Source organism: Streptococcus sp. DD11 (assembly GCF_001578865.1).
In the GTDB taxonomy this organism is placed as follows: Bacteria; Bacillota; Bacilli; order Lactobacillales; family Streptococcaceae; genus Streptococcus; species Streptococcus panodentis.
In genome coordinates, this window is record NZ_KQ969392.1 from 497,725 (window position 1) to 512,653 (window position 14,929).

Sequence of the window (14,929 nt, forward strand, 5' to 3'; positions counted from 1 at the left end):
AACTTTTGGACCAAACGCGCTGGACCAAGGAGGAGAGACAGATGTTTGATGAAAAACGCAGACAGCAGGACCACTATGAGGCCACTATGGCCCAGATTTATTACGAGCATGAGCTGGCCATTCAGGAGGAGCGTGAGAAGGGGATGGAACAAGGGCGAAGCCAAGGAATGGAACAAGGTGTCCAGCAGCTCGTCCTAGCCATGCTGAAGAATGGGGCCAGTCCGCAAACTATTGCCCAGCTGACCGATATTCCCGAAGAAAAAGTGAAAGAAATTGCCGAGCAGAACTTGGTCTGACTCCGCAGTATGATATGTAAAAAGAAGTTGGGACAACAGTACCCAGCTTCTTATATTTCTATCGTTTGATTGCAAGACACAGTGGTTCATTAGGCACTTTAGCGCCAATGAGCCGCCCATCGCCAAACAGCTGAATCTCAATGAGCGCGTAATTGTCGAAGCAAGCCTTTCAAGCTCCTATATTTATAGAGGCTATAAGCCAGATAGACCAGGCCATAGGATGCTGCAGCTAGATAAACTGGCAAAAACCAGTTGGAAGCGATAAAGACAAATGTCATCAGCAGCTCAATCCCCATATCCTTGACTACCGCAATCTGCATCCGCTTAGCTAGGATAACTTCTGCAAGGATACTTCTGACCGTCAGTAACAGCACGATAGAAAGGACTGTAGCATTTAGGTTGTGAAGGAAAACAGCAAAAACCAAGGTACTAGCAAAGCTCAAGAGCATAGCAGTGACATTCACTTTAAAAATCTGTCTCTCCATTCGCAATGCCTTTAGATAGGTATTGATGAGCAATGCCATCTTGCCCTCGTAAACAGACATTGGAAAGACCAGAGCCATAAACATCAGCGACTCTTTGTAGGCTGGAAGCCAATGATCTAAGACTATTTTTAAAGGATAATATAACAAAAGCACGCCAAACATAACAATCATGAGGATATTGCGCAGCTGATCATAAATCTTTGGCAGCCTACTCTCGTCTGTCCGTTTTAAAATCGGAAAAACAACTAGCCCAATGGCATTGATAAAAGTCATGAGCAGATTGGAAATGCTCAATGTCAAGGATACCTTCCCAAAGGTAGCAATATTCCAAACTCTCTGGATTCCCATCCTAACAGTTCCGATAATCAGCATACTGGCCACATTTGACAGCATGAGATTAATCCCGACTGCAATATTGCTGACCGTCTCTTGGAAGTCAAATGAGAACTGTCTGAGAGGTCGAAACGCCATATCCCTGCAGAGATACATGGCATAAAATAATGAAACGAACCGACCAATCAAATCTGCATAAACCATGATTTTAAAGTCTCGAAAGCCAATGAAAACAAAGACCAACAAGAGCAGTAGATAAAGCAATCGATCGCCGCTGATAACACAAGAGCTTTCTTTTAAGCGGTTGGTCATCTGCAAGACATAAACAAAGAAAAAGCGCAAATTCGTCACCAACATGGTGTAAGCCAAAAGCGTAAAGACAAAGCGGCTATTTGCATCTGTGATAAAGGCGGAAATCCCCAGCAAAAACAAGAGACCCACTCCTATCAAATAGGACAGCAGTATCAAAAATTGGGAGAAAAACTTTGTCTTATCCAAATCATGATATTCCATCCCGCCATAGCGAAGATAAATACCGTCAGTCCAGCCCAGATGAATGAATCCTGCATAGGATAGATAGAAGATATAGAGCTGCCAGTAGCCATACTCTTCCACCCCCATGATTTTAGGCAGAATCAAAACTACTAGAGACGTCACTAAAACAGTCAGCAGGTTGGATAAAATGACATAAGAAAAATTAGCTGCTAATTTTTTAAATCCACTAGACACGCACCTACCTCCTAATCTCTCTTATCTGCTGCCATGCTCTGAATCAACCTCTGAAACATGATTGTCAGATCTGTCTTAGCCTGCCAACCTAAGCTTTCAAGTTTATCCGTATTCAGACGAATCTTAACCGTCGGATTATAGCCCAGCTTTTCTATATTTTCCGCCAAATCAAAAACTAGCTTGGTCTTACTGCTGCCGCTTTGCTCAATGACCAGATCTGCCATCTCACGAATGGAAATAGCCGTTTCTTTATTGGCAACATTGTAAGCCTGCCCAGCCTGCCCTTTCAGCAGAATGTAGAAAATAGCCTCAACAGCATCCTTTGTATAACAGTAATTTCGAATAGTTTCCCCCTTGGTACGGAGAACAATATCTTTCTCCTCTATGACAGCGCGAGCAAACTGTGCAAAAACACGGTTGTCCTCATAAGCTACACCTGGTCCGAAGGTTTGTGACAGACGAACTATTCGCGCCGGCACCTGATACTGATGATAGTATGCTGCGCTCAAGGACTCTGCCATACGTTTGCTCTCCGAGTAGCTGCTGCGAACACTGGTCGGGTCTAAATAACCATAGTCTGCTTCAGTAATACTGGATGCTTCCGGATTTGTGACCCCATAAACTTCAAGAGAGGACAGATAAACCATACTACGAACCTGCTTGTCTCTCGCCAACTTCAGCATTTTTTCAGTGCCTCTGACTGCCAAAGCAATGGTCTCTACAGGATGCTCAACGAAAAAAGAGGAGTCCGTCGCACTGGCTCCATGGATAATATAATCCAGTTTTTCGTCAATCCGCCAATCCGACAGCAAATCAGCATAGACAAGCTGTAAGTGCTCGCTTTGCAGAAAGGGGGCAAAAAGGATCTCTGCCTTTTGGCGGCTGCGGGCCAAACCCAACACTCTGATATTAGCATTATACAAAGCATTCAGAGCCAGCAAAGCAAAGACACAGTGGCTGCCCAAAAGTCCAGTAGCTCCTGTTATCAAGACGGTAACATTTCTCAGGTCTTTGAAAATAGGACTGGTCGCAGCCAAGTCTGTCATATCTTCTTCTAACATCGTATTCTTTTTCATATTAACCAAAAATTTGTGCATTTTCTCGCGCCTCATAGATTGCCCTGAAAATATAGAAATCTGACGGAGTTGTTATTTTGATGTTTTCACTGCTTCCCATAACTGTATGAAGCGGCAGCCCAAAATAGCGAGCCAACGTAGCAGAGTCGGTCATATCAAACTGACCTTCTGCCTGAGCCTTTAAATGCAGGGAATGAATCTTTGAAAGCACAAAGGTCTGAGGAGCAACAGCTGTCTGACAGGTTGAGCGTTCAATGACCTGATTGATTACATCTGCTTCATCTACCTGAATGACTGTTTCGATGACAGGCTTAACCGTGATGGCTGCTCCATGCTTCTTGGCCGCTTCAATATTTTTAGAGATAATCTCTCCGTCAATCAAGGGTCGAACGCCATCGTGAATCAAAACATAATCATCATCATTTTGATATTTTTTCCGTAAGGCTGCCAGACCATTGAAGATAGACATTTGCCCAGTCTCTCCGCCAGGAACAACTTGACTGACTTTTTTGATATTAAATCTAGCCAGCAAATCTCTGCAGTAGTCTAACCACCCCTCCACGCAGACAACAACAATGTCTGTCACTGCCGGATGGGCCTCAAAATGCTCAATTGTGTGAATAATAATAGGCTTGCCGTGCAGCTCCAAAAACTGCTTGGGCAGGGTTTTGGTATTCATACGGCTGCCTGTGCCACCTGCGAAAATCAAGGCCGTTGTTGTCATACAGATACTTTCCTTCCTCTCGTTGTAAATCTTACCCTGCTAAACAAATCAATTGCTATATAAATAGCAAAGGCATAGACAATCCGATTAATATGGGTTGTCAGCAGCGACAGCAGTGTTTCCTGAAAAAATGAAATAACCAAAGGATACGCAAACAAGGCGAAAACGATGGCCTTCAGTGGGGTGAAATAGCGTTTTTTTATAGAATAGTAGAAACTTCCATAAAAGAAGCCATAAACAAGCTGCAGGATTAGAACTGAAAAATAGCCAAAATCCTTGATAAAATAGTAGTAAATCGTATAAACATTGGTTTTGTCACCATTAAAGTGAATGACCGGCAAAAAAGGAGTCAAGTCATAGCTGGATAGACCCAGAGACTTTAAGGTCCCGTAGACAGCAATAAGAGTATTTTCTCCAAAGACCTGATTATTATCATAAAGAGAAGGATTTTTCAGATAATAGTCAAGAGCTTGTATGGGAGATCCCATATACTTTATCAAATTATCCAAGATCCCTAGCTCTGCTTGACTATCTACACGGTTCAGAACGAAGGTTCCAATAACCATAAACAAACCTAGGAAAACAAGACCGATTGTCAGCAGCATTCGAAAAAGCTTCTTGCCATAGCGGCGGTCTTTCCATGAATAATATTTCGAGAAAAATAAGATATATAAAATAGCATACCCTGAAATCAGACCAAGCAATTCCGTCCGTCCGGTCGACAAGAGGGAAATTCCCAGAGAAATCATACTAATCAACAGCAATTTCCCCTTATAAAAAATACTATCCTGCCCCGAAAAAAGAGACTCACAGAAAAAGTAGAAGAAAACAATTCCTAAGGAAAAGTTAATCCGCAATAAGTTCAGACTAAGGCGACTGAGAGAGAAATCATAATTTGTCGTCATATGCCGAGCCAGCTCAATCGTTCTAAATACTCCACCTGGCAACTGCTTGCTCTGCGCTGCCAGATAAACTAGCTCAGAATAAACAAATCTAATCGCAAAAGCAAAAAAGAGGAGAACTAACAAAACACAGAGATTGCTCACTTTTATCTGACTGAGTTTGATTTCCAACTTTCTTTCAGCAAACAAATTCGATGACAGCAAAACCCCCATTAAAAAAACAGCATTACCAATAAGGATGATAATGACGGTTATCAGGGAAATTTCTTCCCCCCATCTGGATGAGTAAAATGCAGTAGAAATACTAGCAATCAGCCATACTGCCAAGTATATAAAGACTGGGTTTGCATAGTCTTTTCCCATCATTCTGACTGTCAAAAACAATAGGAAAAGACCACCCAAAATTAGTAAAAAAACCATTATCTTCCTTCTATTAATTCAACCCAATTATCTCTCAATCTGACATGACGCTCTGTCTGCTCTTTCTTTTCAGGCGGCGTCATATAGTCACCATAGCGATTCGTCAGATACTTATCTGCATCATTCGGTCCATCAAACTCATATCCTTCAAAGGAATACTTCTTAGCTGGGTAGAAACTTTCATAGTCGATCGTCTCTCCCAAGTAGCCTTTTACGCCATAAGCAATGGTTATTTTTGAAGTCTTCTTATTGGACTGGATAAGCCTCTCCATCAGCTTGTACATATTGGCCGGTCCCATGATAAAAGAAGGAAAGCCTACAAGCCTTCTAATCCAAAGATTTTTTCTGAGTTCCTTAGATTCTTTAGCCATATAAGTCAGATGCGGCGTGAACTTCGTATAGCAGCGCGAGCTATTGTGTGACAGGTCTAATGCCCGAAAAATTAGCCCTTTAATCTTTCGAAGCATATCATTTTCTGGAACAAAGTCAATGGGCAGCATATCCAGATAGAGGTGTTTCTTCTTGCTGAAACCTTCTCCTAGAACATCGTAGTAAGTTAAGGACTTACTCTGTAGCTTCAGGACCTTGAAAACGCTGTCTGTCGCCTCAGCAGGGGAAATCAACTCGAAATCTTCGCTGTTTGCAAAAATATCCTGCAGACGATTATAATCTTCGCGGAACATCACCAAGTCGATGTCATCGTCCCAAGGTATATAGCCCCCGTGCCGCAAAGAACCAATCAGAGTTCCTGCAACCATATACGAATGAAGCTGATGACGATGACACTCTGCATCAAAAGCTTTATACATCTGTAAATAAGCTTTCTGCAACGCTTTTAACTTCTCGTCTGTAATCTTCTGATACATGGGACTGAAACGCTCTCCCAAAGCCAACTCCCATTCAATCTTACTTGTCCCTCTCATTTTCTTACCTCCCAAACTTTTTCAATAATTTTCTGGCGACTCCATTTAATGAGTAGGTATAGACTATATCACTAACGAAGTCTTTTATTGATTTATACTCCCTTATTTGAAATAACAGCCCCAAGGCCAAAAATGGATTTCTAGACTGTAAAAATCTCAGTCTGCGCTCGGTCAGGGCCAAAGCTTTGTTAGCTTGCCGGCAAGCCTGCTCAGAAGCTTGGCGCTCTCTAGCAATTTTCAAAATAGACTCATAGCGTCTGACAACTTTTTGCAAATAATCGATTCTTGACCGTCTTGTTTTTGTAAAGCTGAGCGATGCAGCAGACTGAGTCACATTGGATTGATGGATACGGTGCTGGTCTAATATCTGACCAACATCAATGACTCGACCATAAAGAGGAGCTAGCATACCAAACAAAACATCGTGATAATCAAACCCGGGATAGTCCTTGTACTGCTGCTGTATAATATCCGTCAGTACCGACCTTCGAAAAGCTGTCTGATAGCCTGACGGCCAATTTTTCAGAAGATAGGCCAAGTCTCTCTCCCGTCTCTCTTCTGAAACCTTGGATTCCTTGATAATCTGACCGTCTTGGTCAATGACATACGAGCGGCCATATACCATTGCAGCTCCCGTCTCCGACAGCACTTTATACAAGGCTGCTGTTTTATCAGGCAGCCATTTATCATCCTGATCAGCAAAGAAAACAACATCATGCTCAGCCAGGCCAGCTAATTTGATAAAAGTCTGATAATGGCCGATATTTTCTTGATTCTCAATCAACTGCCAATTCGTCAGCTGGTGCTTAGCGATATAATCCTTGACCAGTGCGACCGTCTGATCTGTCGAACAATCATCACAAATAATGACCTGATCCGCCTTCATCTTTTGCATCCGAATAGAATCCAGCTGCTCTAAAACAAAACCCGCTCCATTGTAGGTCGCCATTGCGATAGAAATCATCTCTCCCCCTTCCTAAACTTTTCCCCTATATGAAAGTCGCCCAGTTCCTGCACCTTCAAGCTTGACGGCTCGGCTCGTAAAAAAGATTACTTCCTTCTGAGAACATATTTATAAATAAATGCTTTTATCCAAACCGGTGTCCCTACAAAAACACGAATCAGCAGCATGTTTTGAAAATACTGGCTTCTCTTTAGCATGCCTTGTGCCAACAGAAAAGTGTTGACAACTTTCCAGCTGGCAATCTGCTCCTTCTGGCTTCTTCTCACATGCATGCCGTTTCCGACACGCGCATAGACAAGAACCTGATCAAGATTGGCAAAACGACAGCCCTGAGAAGCCATTCTGGCCCAAAGATAATAGTCTTCCACTAAAGGTAAGGACTTGTAATTGCCAGCTTTTAAAACTGCTTCTTTCCTGAAAAAGACTGTCATGTGGCAGAAAGGATTCCTGCGCTGCAGCCTCCTAACTATCTCTTCATGAGAGATAGGCATCCTTTTCTCGGCTACAGGCTGATCCGGCTCCGTATCAAACTCAATGATATGGCCACCCAAAACATCTAGCTCCGGATGCTTCTCAATATAGGCCAACTGCTGCTGAAAGCGGTCGGCTGCCGCAATATCGTCTGTATCCATCCTAGCAATCCAATCATAGGAACAAGCCTGAACTCCTTGATGCAAGGCCTCTCCCAGGCCGACATTTTTTTTAAGGAAAGAATTTTGATCTCTAAAAATTTTTCCTGAAAATATCGAATGGTTTGATAGAGCTCGTCTGTCAGCGGTCCATCCTCCACAAGGACAAGCTCGTCTGGCTTGCAGCTTTGCTCTACAAGAACGCTATTCAGACTCTTTCTCAAAAAATCCGGATGCTCCTTTTGATAAACAGACATCAATACCGAAAATTTCACAAATCACTACTCTCCATCATTCTAAACTAGTTTCCCTTCTCTGTCTTTTCAATAGAGCTCCTAAAATCTGCAACTTGATAAGACTGTGAATACGCGGATAAATCTTTAGCATAGGTCAAATCTGAAAAGAGCTTATTCAGAGTTGCAGCACGTCTAGACAGGCCTTTTAAAATCCAATGAACAGCAGGCAGCAAGAACACTTTTTGACCATGCACTCTTTTTATCTCTCTGACTAACTGAGAAGTATTTACATAGTCCTGATTTTGAGGATAGAAAAGACCGCTGTCTTGATACTGAACAATCAATCTGATAAATTCACAAAGATTGTCAATATAAATCATACTGCGCTGGTTGTTGACCAGCGGGAATATCGGTAGTTTTTGGGCCAGCTTGGACAGCCGCTGATAGTTTCCCTTAGCTTGGCGGCCATAAACCATCGGTGGCCGGAGAATCGCAATACGAAATTTTTCACTCTCTAATGAGGACAAAAGCTGCTCCGCAGCCAGCTTGCTTTTGCCATAAAAAGAAGTCGGAAGCTCCGGTGTATCCTTCGTGATGACTCGGTCACCTAGCACTTCGCCATAGACACTCATACTGCTCATAAAGATAAACTGCTTGACACCTTCTTGCTTGGCCTTTTTCGCCAGCTCATAAGGCAGCTGAGTATTGACCTGATTGTACATTCCCTCCATTTCCTTTGCTGGATTGGAGATGTGAACAAGGGCCGCCAGATGCAAAATCGTATCAAAAGATGAAAAATCCTTTTGCTTCCATGTCTCCTCACGAACATCCAGCTCCTCGACCTGAACATCCTCCAACAAGGAAACATGCTTTTGAAAACTCTGGCCGATGTAGCTGTTTGCTCCTGTAATCAATACTTTTTTCATCAGCTCTGCTCTCTCTTCTCCGTCTTCCCTGTTCCGCCTTCGACAACCCCTTCACTCTTGGCAACACTTTTAATCGTAGCAAAGAAACAGCGAACGTCTAGGCTAAAAGATAGGTGTTGGACATAATAACCGTCCAATTCAGCCTTTTTTGCGATTGGCAGTTCATCTCGTCCGTGAATCTGAGCCCATCCTGTCAGACCCGGCAAAATATCATTGGCCCCATAGCGTTCCCGCTCTTCAATCAAATCATTCTGATTCCAAAGAGCTGGACGCGGCCCAATGATACTCATATTTCCTACAAAAATATTCCAAATCTGGGGCAGTTCGTCCAAAGAAGTCTTTCTGAGAAATTTGCCGGTGCCGGTAATCCACTGCTCAGGATTTTCCAGCAGGTGCGTTGGGGTATCTTTCGGCGTATCCACGCGCATGGTACGGAATTTAAGAATATTAAAATGTTTTTTATGCAAGCCTACTCGTTTTTGCTTGAAGAGCACTGGCCCTTTTGAATCCAGCTTGATTGCCAAGATTATGGCAAGAAATAAAGGAGATAAAAGAATCATCCCTGTTAATGACAACAGAATATCCAGCCCTCTTTTTACTGATTTATACATTTTTTCCTCATCTCCTACTGCTGTGCAAATGCAACCAGGCTATCCTTCAGGTCAGCGCCCTTTAGATTGGACAGAGAGGCAATAAAGTCATCAACCGCTGTTTTGGAAAGAAGCTGGACATTGCCGACAAATATTTTATCATAGATCTGCTCATCCACTTTTTCTTCAGCTGACAGCAGCTCTTCATAGAGTTTTTCCCCCGGCCGAATACCTGACTCTACAATTTTCACCTCTTCTTCTGTACGACCGCTGAGGGTAATCATTTTTTTAGCCAAATCCAGAATTTTTACGGGCTCTCCCATATCCAGCACAAAAACTTCTCCGCCCCGCATCAGGGCTCCAGCCTGAATTACCAGCCGGCTTGCTTCTGGTATAGTCATGAAATAACGGGTCATCCGAAAATCTGTCACCGTTATTGGTCCGCCTTTGGAGATTTGTTCCTTAAACAAAGGAACAACACTGCCGCGGCTGCCCAAGACATTGCCAAAGCGCACCGCAGCAAACAGTGTCTTTCCTTCTTCATTTAAACTGGTAACAACCATCTCAGCCACACGCTTGGTTGCTCCCATGACATTGGGAGGATTGACCGCTTTATCTGTTGAAATCATGACAAACTTTGCTACACCTGCTGCTTTTGCAGCTTCCGCGACATTTTGCGTTCCATAAATATTATTTTTTACTGCCTCCGTCGGATTGTACTCCATCAGCGGAACATGCTTGTGGGCTGCCGCATGGTAGACACGGTCAGGCCGATAATGCTCCATAATCTGGAAAATCCGTTCTCTGTCCTGAATATCCGCAATAATAGGGATAATCTCGATTTTGTCCCGATAGCGGAACAGCAGTTCTTTATGAATAGAATAAATGGAATTTTCGCCATGCCCCAGAAGCAACAGTCTGGCAGGCGAAAACTGCACAATTTGCCGTGAGAGTTCTGAACCAATGGAACCGCCGGCTCCAGTGACCAAGATTGTTTTTCCTTTGATATTTGATTTTAAGCTGGACTGGTCAAGTTTGACCTCTTTACGGCCCAGCAAATCAGCAATATCTATTTCCCGCAGTTTATTAACAGTTAATTTTCCAGTAATAACTTCTTCATACTTAGGCATGGCACTGACCTTAGCCTCCGTATTTTGGCAATATCCTATAATTTTTTCATAATCTTCCGGAGCAAGGGAAGGGATTGTGATGACAATTTGTTCGATTTCATAGTTTGTAACAATTTCCGGAATCTGTTCGTCAGTACCGACCACCTTGATGCCGTGTAAAAACATTCCCTGCTTGCTCTTATCGCTGTCAGCAATAGCTACAATTTTTAAATCAGGAGAGTTTTTCAGAGCTGTTTTAATAAATAAATTTCCGCCATCACCGGCTCCAACGACCAGCGTCCTCCTAGCCTGATCTTGATTTATTATACTTTCCGGCTGTTTAATTTCATGCATGGTCCGCCAAGTCAAACGAGCTGACAGAGTAAATAAAACAGAAAACAAACAGCTCAGCAGCAGAAACCTAAAGCTCAATGTCACAGAAAGAGCAAGACTTCCTAAATAAATCAGATTGTATATCAAGATAAATATCAATCCTATCTTGCCCAAAGTGCGATAGTCTGTATATCTATTAATTGTCGAAAAAATCCTGGCACAAAGCCCCAAAGATAAATAACAGACTATGATCAGCGTCGGCAAAAGCAGCAGCAGCTCATCAGAAAGATTGATATAATTTATCAGAAAAAAATAAGCTACTAATGCACTTAAATAGATTAACAGACTATCAATAAGGATTAGAACAATCCTTTTTTGCCCCCTTGTTAACTCCATAACTCCCTCTTTCAATTTTCATCCCTAAAAATTAATTGCTCTTCCCATAATTCCCATAACTTCCGTATGCTCCGTAGGAGCCATAGCGTTCTAAGTCAATGTTGTATTTGTTTAAGACGACACCTAAAAAGGGGGTGCCGGTCTGTTCCAGCTGCTCCTTGGCCTTCATCACGGCCTTGCGCTTGACGCTGCCTGCTTCGGTTACCAGAAGGCTGGCATCGCATTTCTGCGCGATAATGGCTGCGTCAATGACGAGACCGATCGGCGATGTATCCACGATGATAGAATCATAGCGGGGACGGAGGTTGGCCAGTAAGGTCTCAAACTGCCGGCTCTGCAGGAGGCCTGTCGGGTTGGGCGAGACTGGACCCGCCAGAATCACATCCAAATTGTCAATATCCGTGTCATTCAGAATCGTCTGCAGCTCTGCCTGTCCTGTCAGGAAGTCGGTCAGCCCCGATACCTTGCTTTGGCTCTTAAAGACACCCGACATGACCGAGTTGCGGATATCCGCATCCACCAGCAGGGTCCGGTGGCCGGTCCTTGCAAAAGCCGCAGCCAGATTGGTAGCGGTGGTTGACTTCCCTTCATTGGCTGTCACAGAGGTCACTTCGACCAGCTTGATACTGGCACCGCTCAGCTGCACATTGGTACTGAGCGCATTGTAGTATTCTTCTGTCAGCTTGATAAGATTTCTTCTTTTTCTGACTAATTCTAAGGTTGCCATCTTTTCTCCCTACATTTTTTTCATATCTGGGATGACTCCGAGCAGAGTCAGCCCTAAAACTTCCTCAATATCTTCTGGTTTTTTCACACGGTCATCCAAAATCTCCACCGTGATGATAAAGAAAGCCACCAGAACAGCGCCCCCCACAAAGCCTAAAAGGACATTGCGGCGGATATTCGGCGATGAAGGCTCCTGAGCGACCGAAGCTTCTTCCAGCGTCGTCACATCAGGCACCTTGGTCACTTCGATGATTTTCTCAGCAGCTATATTGCGGAAAGCATTGGCAATGCGGGCCGCTTCCTCGGGACTGCTGTCCTTGACCGTAATCGAAACGATACGGGTGTCGGCAGGGACGGATACAGTGATGTTTTGGGCCAATTCATCCGGCGAGGTCTGCAGCTGCAGCTCACTGATTGCCTGGGACAGAACGGCCTGGGACAGGATGATTTCCTTAAAGTCCTTTACCAAGTAGGAACCTGCCTGCAGATCCTGATTGGTCAGAGCAGACTGGGCTTCATTCTGCCGGCTGACCACATAAATACGGGTCGTGCTCTGGTAGGTCTTTTTAGCGATAAAAACACTGTAGCCAAAGGCTAAAAGCGAGAAAAGAACAGCTCCTAAAAGAATGGTAAACTTTCTCAGCCATAAGGTTCTGAGCAAGGACAGAATATCAATTTCTACTATTTGCGTGTCTTGTTTTTCCATTGTTTCTCCTAAATTAATTCATCTTCCAGCAATAACTCTTGATTGCTCTGAAATAAGGCAGCCGCTCGCTGCGGGCCGTATTTCTTCTCAATCACGTCAAAAGCTTCTCTCATATAAGGCGGCCGTTTTGACAGATTGTGCATGTCGCTCGCGACAAAGTGCACCAAATCTTTCTCCAAAAAGAAATGGGCTCTTTTTTTCATAAATTTGTCTGTATCGCCAAACAGCCTCGGCTTAAGCACACTGGAGCTGTTGATCTGCGTATAGCAGCCCATATCAATCAGTTCCTGCACCTTTTTTTCGTCCTGCTCCAAGCAGTGATAACGCTCAATATGGGCCACGACTGGGGTCAGACCCAGACGCAGGATATTGCCCAAGGCTGCATGGATTTCCTTATAAGGCGTTGCCATGCTGAACTCAATCAGGACATACTGGGTCCCGGCCAGGCTGGGAAGCAGCCCCTTTTCCAGCTTTTCTAAAACATCGCTGCTGTAGTAAATTTCCGCTCCGTAAAGGACCGTCAAGTCAGGGGCAATCAGCTCTGCCAGCTCCTTGACCAACTGAAAATGGCTGCTAATCTGTTCTTCAGGTGTTTCAAACATTCCCTTTCTGCGGTGAGAAGTGGAAATAATCGTCCGCACCCCCTGACGGTAGCTTTCTTCCAGCAGGCTTTTGGTCTCTTCGATATTTTTGGGACCGTCATCCACATCAAAAACAATGTGAGAATGAATATCAATCATGCTTATTTCCCTTCCATCACATTCTGGATTGCTGCCTTGGCTGAGTCTAAGCTTTCCGGCTGGATCTCCATCATATACAGACTGGAATCAGGCATCGCATAGGAAGGCAGGTCCATGCGGCCGTTTCCTGCAATCGCCTGTGACGCTACCTGATAGCTGCCGCCAGACTCCAGCTGGGTATTGACCAGATTCATGAGAGTCGGCAGCTCCAGATTGGTCTGAACAGAGTCCTGCAGGCCAGAGATGATTTCATTGTAATGTTTCAGGGCGCTGGTAGAGGTCAGCTTCTGGATCACTGCCTCAATGACTTTCTCCTGATTTTTCCCCCGGTCATTGTCTCCGCCTTCCAGCGAGTAGCGCTCACGGACAAAGCCCAGAGCCTGCTGGGAGTCCAGATGCACCGTCCCGACCGGAAAATGATAATTGCCATGGGCGCTGGTAAATTCTTGGTCATTTTCCACATCAATCCCGCCCAAAAGGTCGACCAGCTTGAGGAAAGAAGTGAAGTTGAGACGGACATAGTAGTCGATGCGGATACCGTAGAGATTTTCCAGCGTATGGACAGAAGCGTCCACGCCGTAAATCCCTGCATGGGTCAGTTTGTCCATCTGGCCGCCTCCGCCGTCCGCAATGGCAACATAGGCATCGCGCGGTGTCGTTGTCAGCAGGACTTTCTTGGTCTTGCGGTTGACCGTCATGATGATATTGACATCAGAGCGGGACACAGACGAGATTGACCCGTAGGTGTCGATACCGCTCACATAGATATTAAAGACATCCGCATTGGTGCTGTCGCTGCGCTTGCCAGTCTCCACCTGCCGCGTAATCTTATAAGAATAAATCTTCTTTATCTTGGAAGCATAGTCCGCATCATGCGAAGCGATCATGTCTTCGAATGTGCTGTTTAGGACAATCGCTTCCGTTTCCTGATGGACCAGAGCATTGTAGGCCGCGATGTAAGAGGAAGTATTGCTGAGCGCAATATCTGTCTTTTTGCTTTCTTTGATATGCTCCAGCAGGGCCGTGATGTTGTCCCGATCGCCATTTTCAGTCGGCGCAAGCAGGGCCTGTACCTGCTTGATGTCGCTGACTTGGCTGTCTGAGCGGACATAGACCCCCAGTTCAAATTCGGAGTAATTAGAGGTTGACTGAACTCCGCTAGACAGGTCCATCAGGCTTTTGACGCCATACATGGCCCCTGAGGACAGCAGCAGAGTCACCAGCAGCAAGGCAGCCGTGAAAATCCTGAAGGTATTTTTCCATATAAAAAAGGAGGATAGAAGGACTACGACTCCCAGAGCAAATGCGATTATCAAATTCAGGCCGCGGAAGGCCAGAACATTATTTTTGAGCAGCGAAAAAACCAGTAAGCCTGAGACAGCGCTTACCAAGATTAGCAAGGTTGCATTAAATAAGCGGATTTTCTTTCCCTTTTTAGAAAACCGTAAACTTTTCCTATAACGACTCATTTTCTCCCTTTTTCTCCCCTGAGATAGTAAGTATGTTTTATTATACCATAAAAAGATGAACAAAATGACCATTTTTAGAAAAAAATAATTTATAAATATACACATTTTCGGCTCATTTGTCATCAGCTCCAGCAAAAAAGATGCCTTTTTAAGCAAGACATCTTTCTATAATATCTCCTGTGAGATGGGCGGTGGGACAGAACTAAATTTTTAAAAA

14 protein-coding genes and 2 pseudogenes are annotated in these 14,929 nt (G+C 44.2%); 1 reads left to right on the forward strand and 15 read right to left on the reverse strand.

Annotated elements, in window-relative coordinates; genetic code table 11:
* Positions 1 to 296, forward strand: a pseudogene (locus STRDD11_RS02335) (hypothetical protein); the annotation flags it as partial.
* A gap of 137 nt (positions 297 to 433) precedes the next feature.
* Here the strand turns inward: STRDD11_RS02335 and STRDD11_RS02340 are convergent.
* The 15 genes and pseudogenes from STRDD11_RS02340 to STRDD11_RS02405 form a co-directional block, all read right to left on the reverse strand.
* A complete protein-coding gene (locus STRDD11_RS02340) occupies positions 434 to 1,843 on the reverse strand; it encodes an MATE family efflux transporter (RefSeq protein ID WP_128834957.1) in 1,410 nt (469 codons plus the stop codon).
* 11 nt (positions 1,844 to 1,854) lie between these two features.
* Positions 1,855 to 2,940: an NAD-dependent epimerase/dehydratase family protein gene (locus STRDD11_RS02345; protein ID WP_164828340.1), complete on the reverse strand. Its 1,086-nt coding sequence runs from the start codon at positions 2,938 to 2,940 to the stop codon at positions 1,855 to 1,857.
* Positions 2,921 to 3,643: a 2-C-methyl-D-erythritol 4-phosphate cytidylyltransferase gene (gene ispD / locus STRDD11_RS02350; RefSeq protein WP_128834959.1), complete on the reverse strand. Its 723-nt coding sequence runs from the start codon at positions 3,641 to 3,643 to the stop codon at positions 2,921 to 2,923. The genes STRDD11_RS02345 and ispD overlap by 20 nt, the downstream gene beginning before the upstream one ends.
* Positions 3,640 to 4,965, reverse strand: a complete 1,326-nt coding sequence (locus STRDD11_RS02355) for an O-antigen polymerase (protein ID WP_128834962.1) — start codon at positions 4,963 to 4,965, stop codon at positions 3,640 to 3,642. The genes ispD and STRDD11_RS02355 overlap by 4 nt, the downstream gene beginning before the upstream one ends.
* Entirely contained in the window at positions 4,965 to 5,888 is a 924-nt protein-coding gene (locus STRDD11_RS02360) for a LicD family protein (protein WP_128834964.1), read from the reverse strand. The genes STRDD11_RS02355 and STRDD11_RS02360 overlap by 1 nt, the downstream gene beginning before the upstream one ends.
* 4 nt (positions 5,889 to 5,892) lie before the next feature.
* Complete coding sequence (locus STRDD11_RS02365) at positions 5,893 to 6,852, reverse strand: glycosyltransferase (protein ID WP_128834967.1); 960 nt, start codon at positions 6,850 to 6,852, stop codon at positions 5,893 to 5,895.
* A gap of 86 nt (positions 6,853 to 6,938) precedes the next feature.
* The gene (locus STRDD11_RS02370) at positions 6,939 to 7,529 is read right to left on the reverse strand and encodes a glycosyltransferase (protein ID WP_241209282.1); all 591 of its coding nucleotides are present in this window, start codon (positions 7,527 to 7,529) and stop codon (positions 6,939 to 6,941) included.
* Positions 7,530 to 7,609: 80 nt separating this feature from the next.
* A pseudogene (locus STRDD11_RS14110) lies at positions 7,610 to 7,738 on the reverse strand (glycosyl transferase); the annotation flags it as partial.
* A 44-nt stretch (positions 7,739 to 7,782) separates the two neighbouring features.
* Complete coding sequence (locus tag STRDD11_RS02375; RefSeq protein WP_128834969.1) at positions 7,783 to 8,643, reverse strand: NAD-dependent epimerase/dehydratase family protein; 861 nt, start codon at positions 8,641 to 8,643, stop codon at positions 7,783 to 7,785.
* A complete protein-coding gene (locus STRDD11_RS02380) occupies positions 8,643 to 9,254 on the reverse strand; it encodes a sugar transferase (protein ID WP_128834971.1) in 612 nt (203 codons plus the stop codon). The genes STRDD11_RS02375 and STRDD11_RS02380 overlap by 1 nt, the downstream gene beginning before the upstream one ends.
* Positions 9,255 to 9,268: 14 nt before the next feature.
* Positions 9,269 to 11,071, reverse strand: a complete 1,803-nt coding sequence (locus tag STRDD11_RS02385; RefSeq protein WP_128834974.1) for a polysaccharide biosynthesis protein — start codon at positions 11,069 to 11,071, stop codon at positions 9,269 to 9,271.
* A 31-nt stretch (positions 11,072 to 11,102) separates the two neighbouring features.
* On the reverse strand, positions 11,103 to 11,798 hold the full coding sequence (locus STRDD11_RS02390; RefSeq protein ID WP_128834976.1) for a tyrosine-protein kinase: 696 nt from the start codon (positions 11,796 to 11,798) through the stop codon (positions 11,103 to 11,105).
* Between the two features lie 9 nt (positions 11,799 to 11,807).
* Positions 11,808 to 12,503 carry a Wzz/FepE/Etk N-terminal domain-containing protein gene (locus STRDD11_RS02395; RefSeq protein WP_128834978.1) on the reverse strand — a complete coding sequence of 232 codons (696 nt, stop codon included), beginning with the start codon at positions 12,501 to 12,503 and terminating at the stop codon, positions 11,808 to 11,810.
* A gap of 8 nt (positions 12,504 to 12,511) precedes the next feature.
* Complete coding sequence (cps4B, locus tag STRDD11_RS02400) at positions 12,512 to 13,243, reverse strand: capsular polysaccharide biosynthesis protein Cps4B (protein WP_128834980.1); 732 nt, start codon at positions 13,241 to 13,243, stop codon at positions 12,512 to 12,514.
* A gap of 2 nt (positions 13,244 to 13,245) precedes the next feature.
* Complete coding sequence (locus STRDD11_RS02405) at positions 13,246 to 14,712, reverse strand: LCP family glycopolymer transferase CpsA (protein WP_128834982.1); 1,467 nt, start codon at positions 14,710 to 14,712, stop codon at positions 13,246 to 13,248.
* Positions 14,713 to 14,929 lie beyond the last annotated feature (217 nt).

Excerpts from the sequence above, each read along its gene's own strand:
- STRDD11_RS02390 (WP_128834976.1), bottom strand. The coding sequence starts at position 11,798 with ATGGCAACCTTAGAATTAGTCAGAAAAAGAAGAAATCTTATCAAGCTG.
- cps4B (WP_128834980.1), bottom strand. The coding sequence starts at position 13,243 with ATGATTGATATTCATTCTCACATTGTTTTTGATGTGGATGACGGTCCC.
- STRDD11_RS02375 (WP_128834969.1), bottom strand. The coding sequence starts at position 8,643 with ATGAAAAAAGTATTGATTACAGGAGCAAACAGCTACATCGGCCAGAGT.
- ispD (WP_128834959.1), bottom strand. The coding sequence starts at position 3,643 with ATGACAACAACGGCCTTGATTTTCGCAGGTGGCACAGGCAGCCGTATG.
- STRDD11_RS02345 (WP_164828340.1), bottom strand. The coding sequence starts at position 2,940 with ATGCACAAATTTTTGGTTAATATGAAAAAGAATACGATGTTAGAAGAA.
- STRDD11_RS02355 (WP_128834962.1), bottom strand. The coding sequence starts at position 4,965 with ATGGTTTTTTTACTAATTTTGGGTGGTCTTTTCCTATTGTTTTTGACA.
- STRDD11_RS02385 (WP_128834974.1), bottom strand. The coding sequence starts at position 11,071 with ATGGAGTTAACAAGGGGGCAAAAAAGGATTGTTCTAATCCTTATTGAT.
- STRDD11_RS02365 (WP_128834967.1), bottom strand. The coding sequence starts at position 6,852 with ATGATTTCTATCGCAATGGCGACCTACAATGGAGCGGGTTTTGTTTTA.
- STRDD11_RS02405 (WP_128834982.1), bottom strand. The coding sequence starts at position 14,712 with ATGAGTCGTTATAGGAAAAGTTTACGGTTTTCTAAAAAGGGAAAGAAA.
- STRDD11_RS02395 (WP_128834978.1), bottom strand. The coding sequence starts at position 12,503 with ATGGAAAAACAAGACACGCAAATAGTAGAAATTGATATTCTGTCCTTG.
- STRDD11_RS02380 (WP_128834971.1), bottom strand. The coding sequence starts at position 9,254 with ATGTATAAATCAGTAAAAAGAGGGCTGGATATTCTGTTGTCATTAACA.
- STRDD11_RS02360 (WP_128834964.1), bottom strand. The coding sequence starts at position 5,888 with ATGAGAGGGACAAGTAAGATTGAATGGGAGTTGGCTTTGGGAGAGCGT.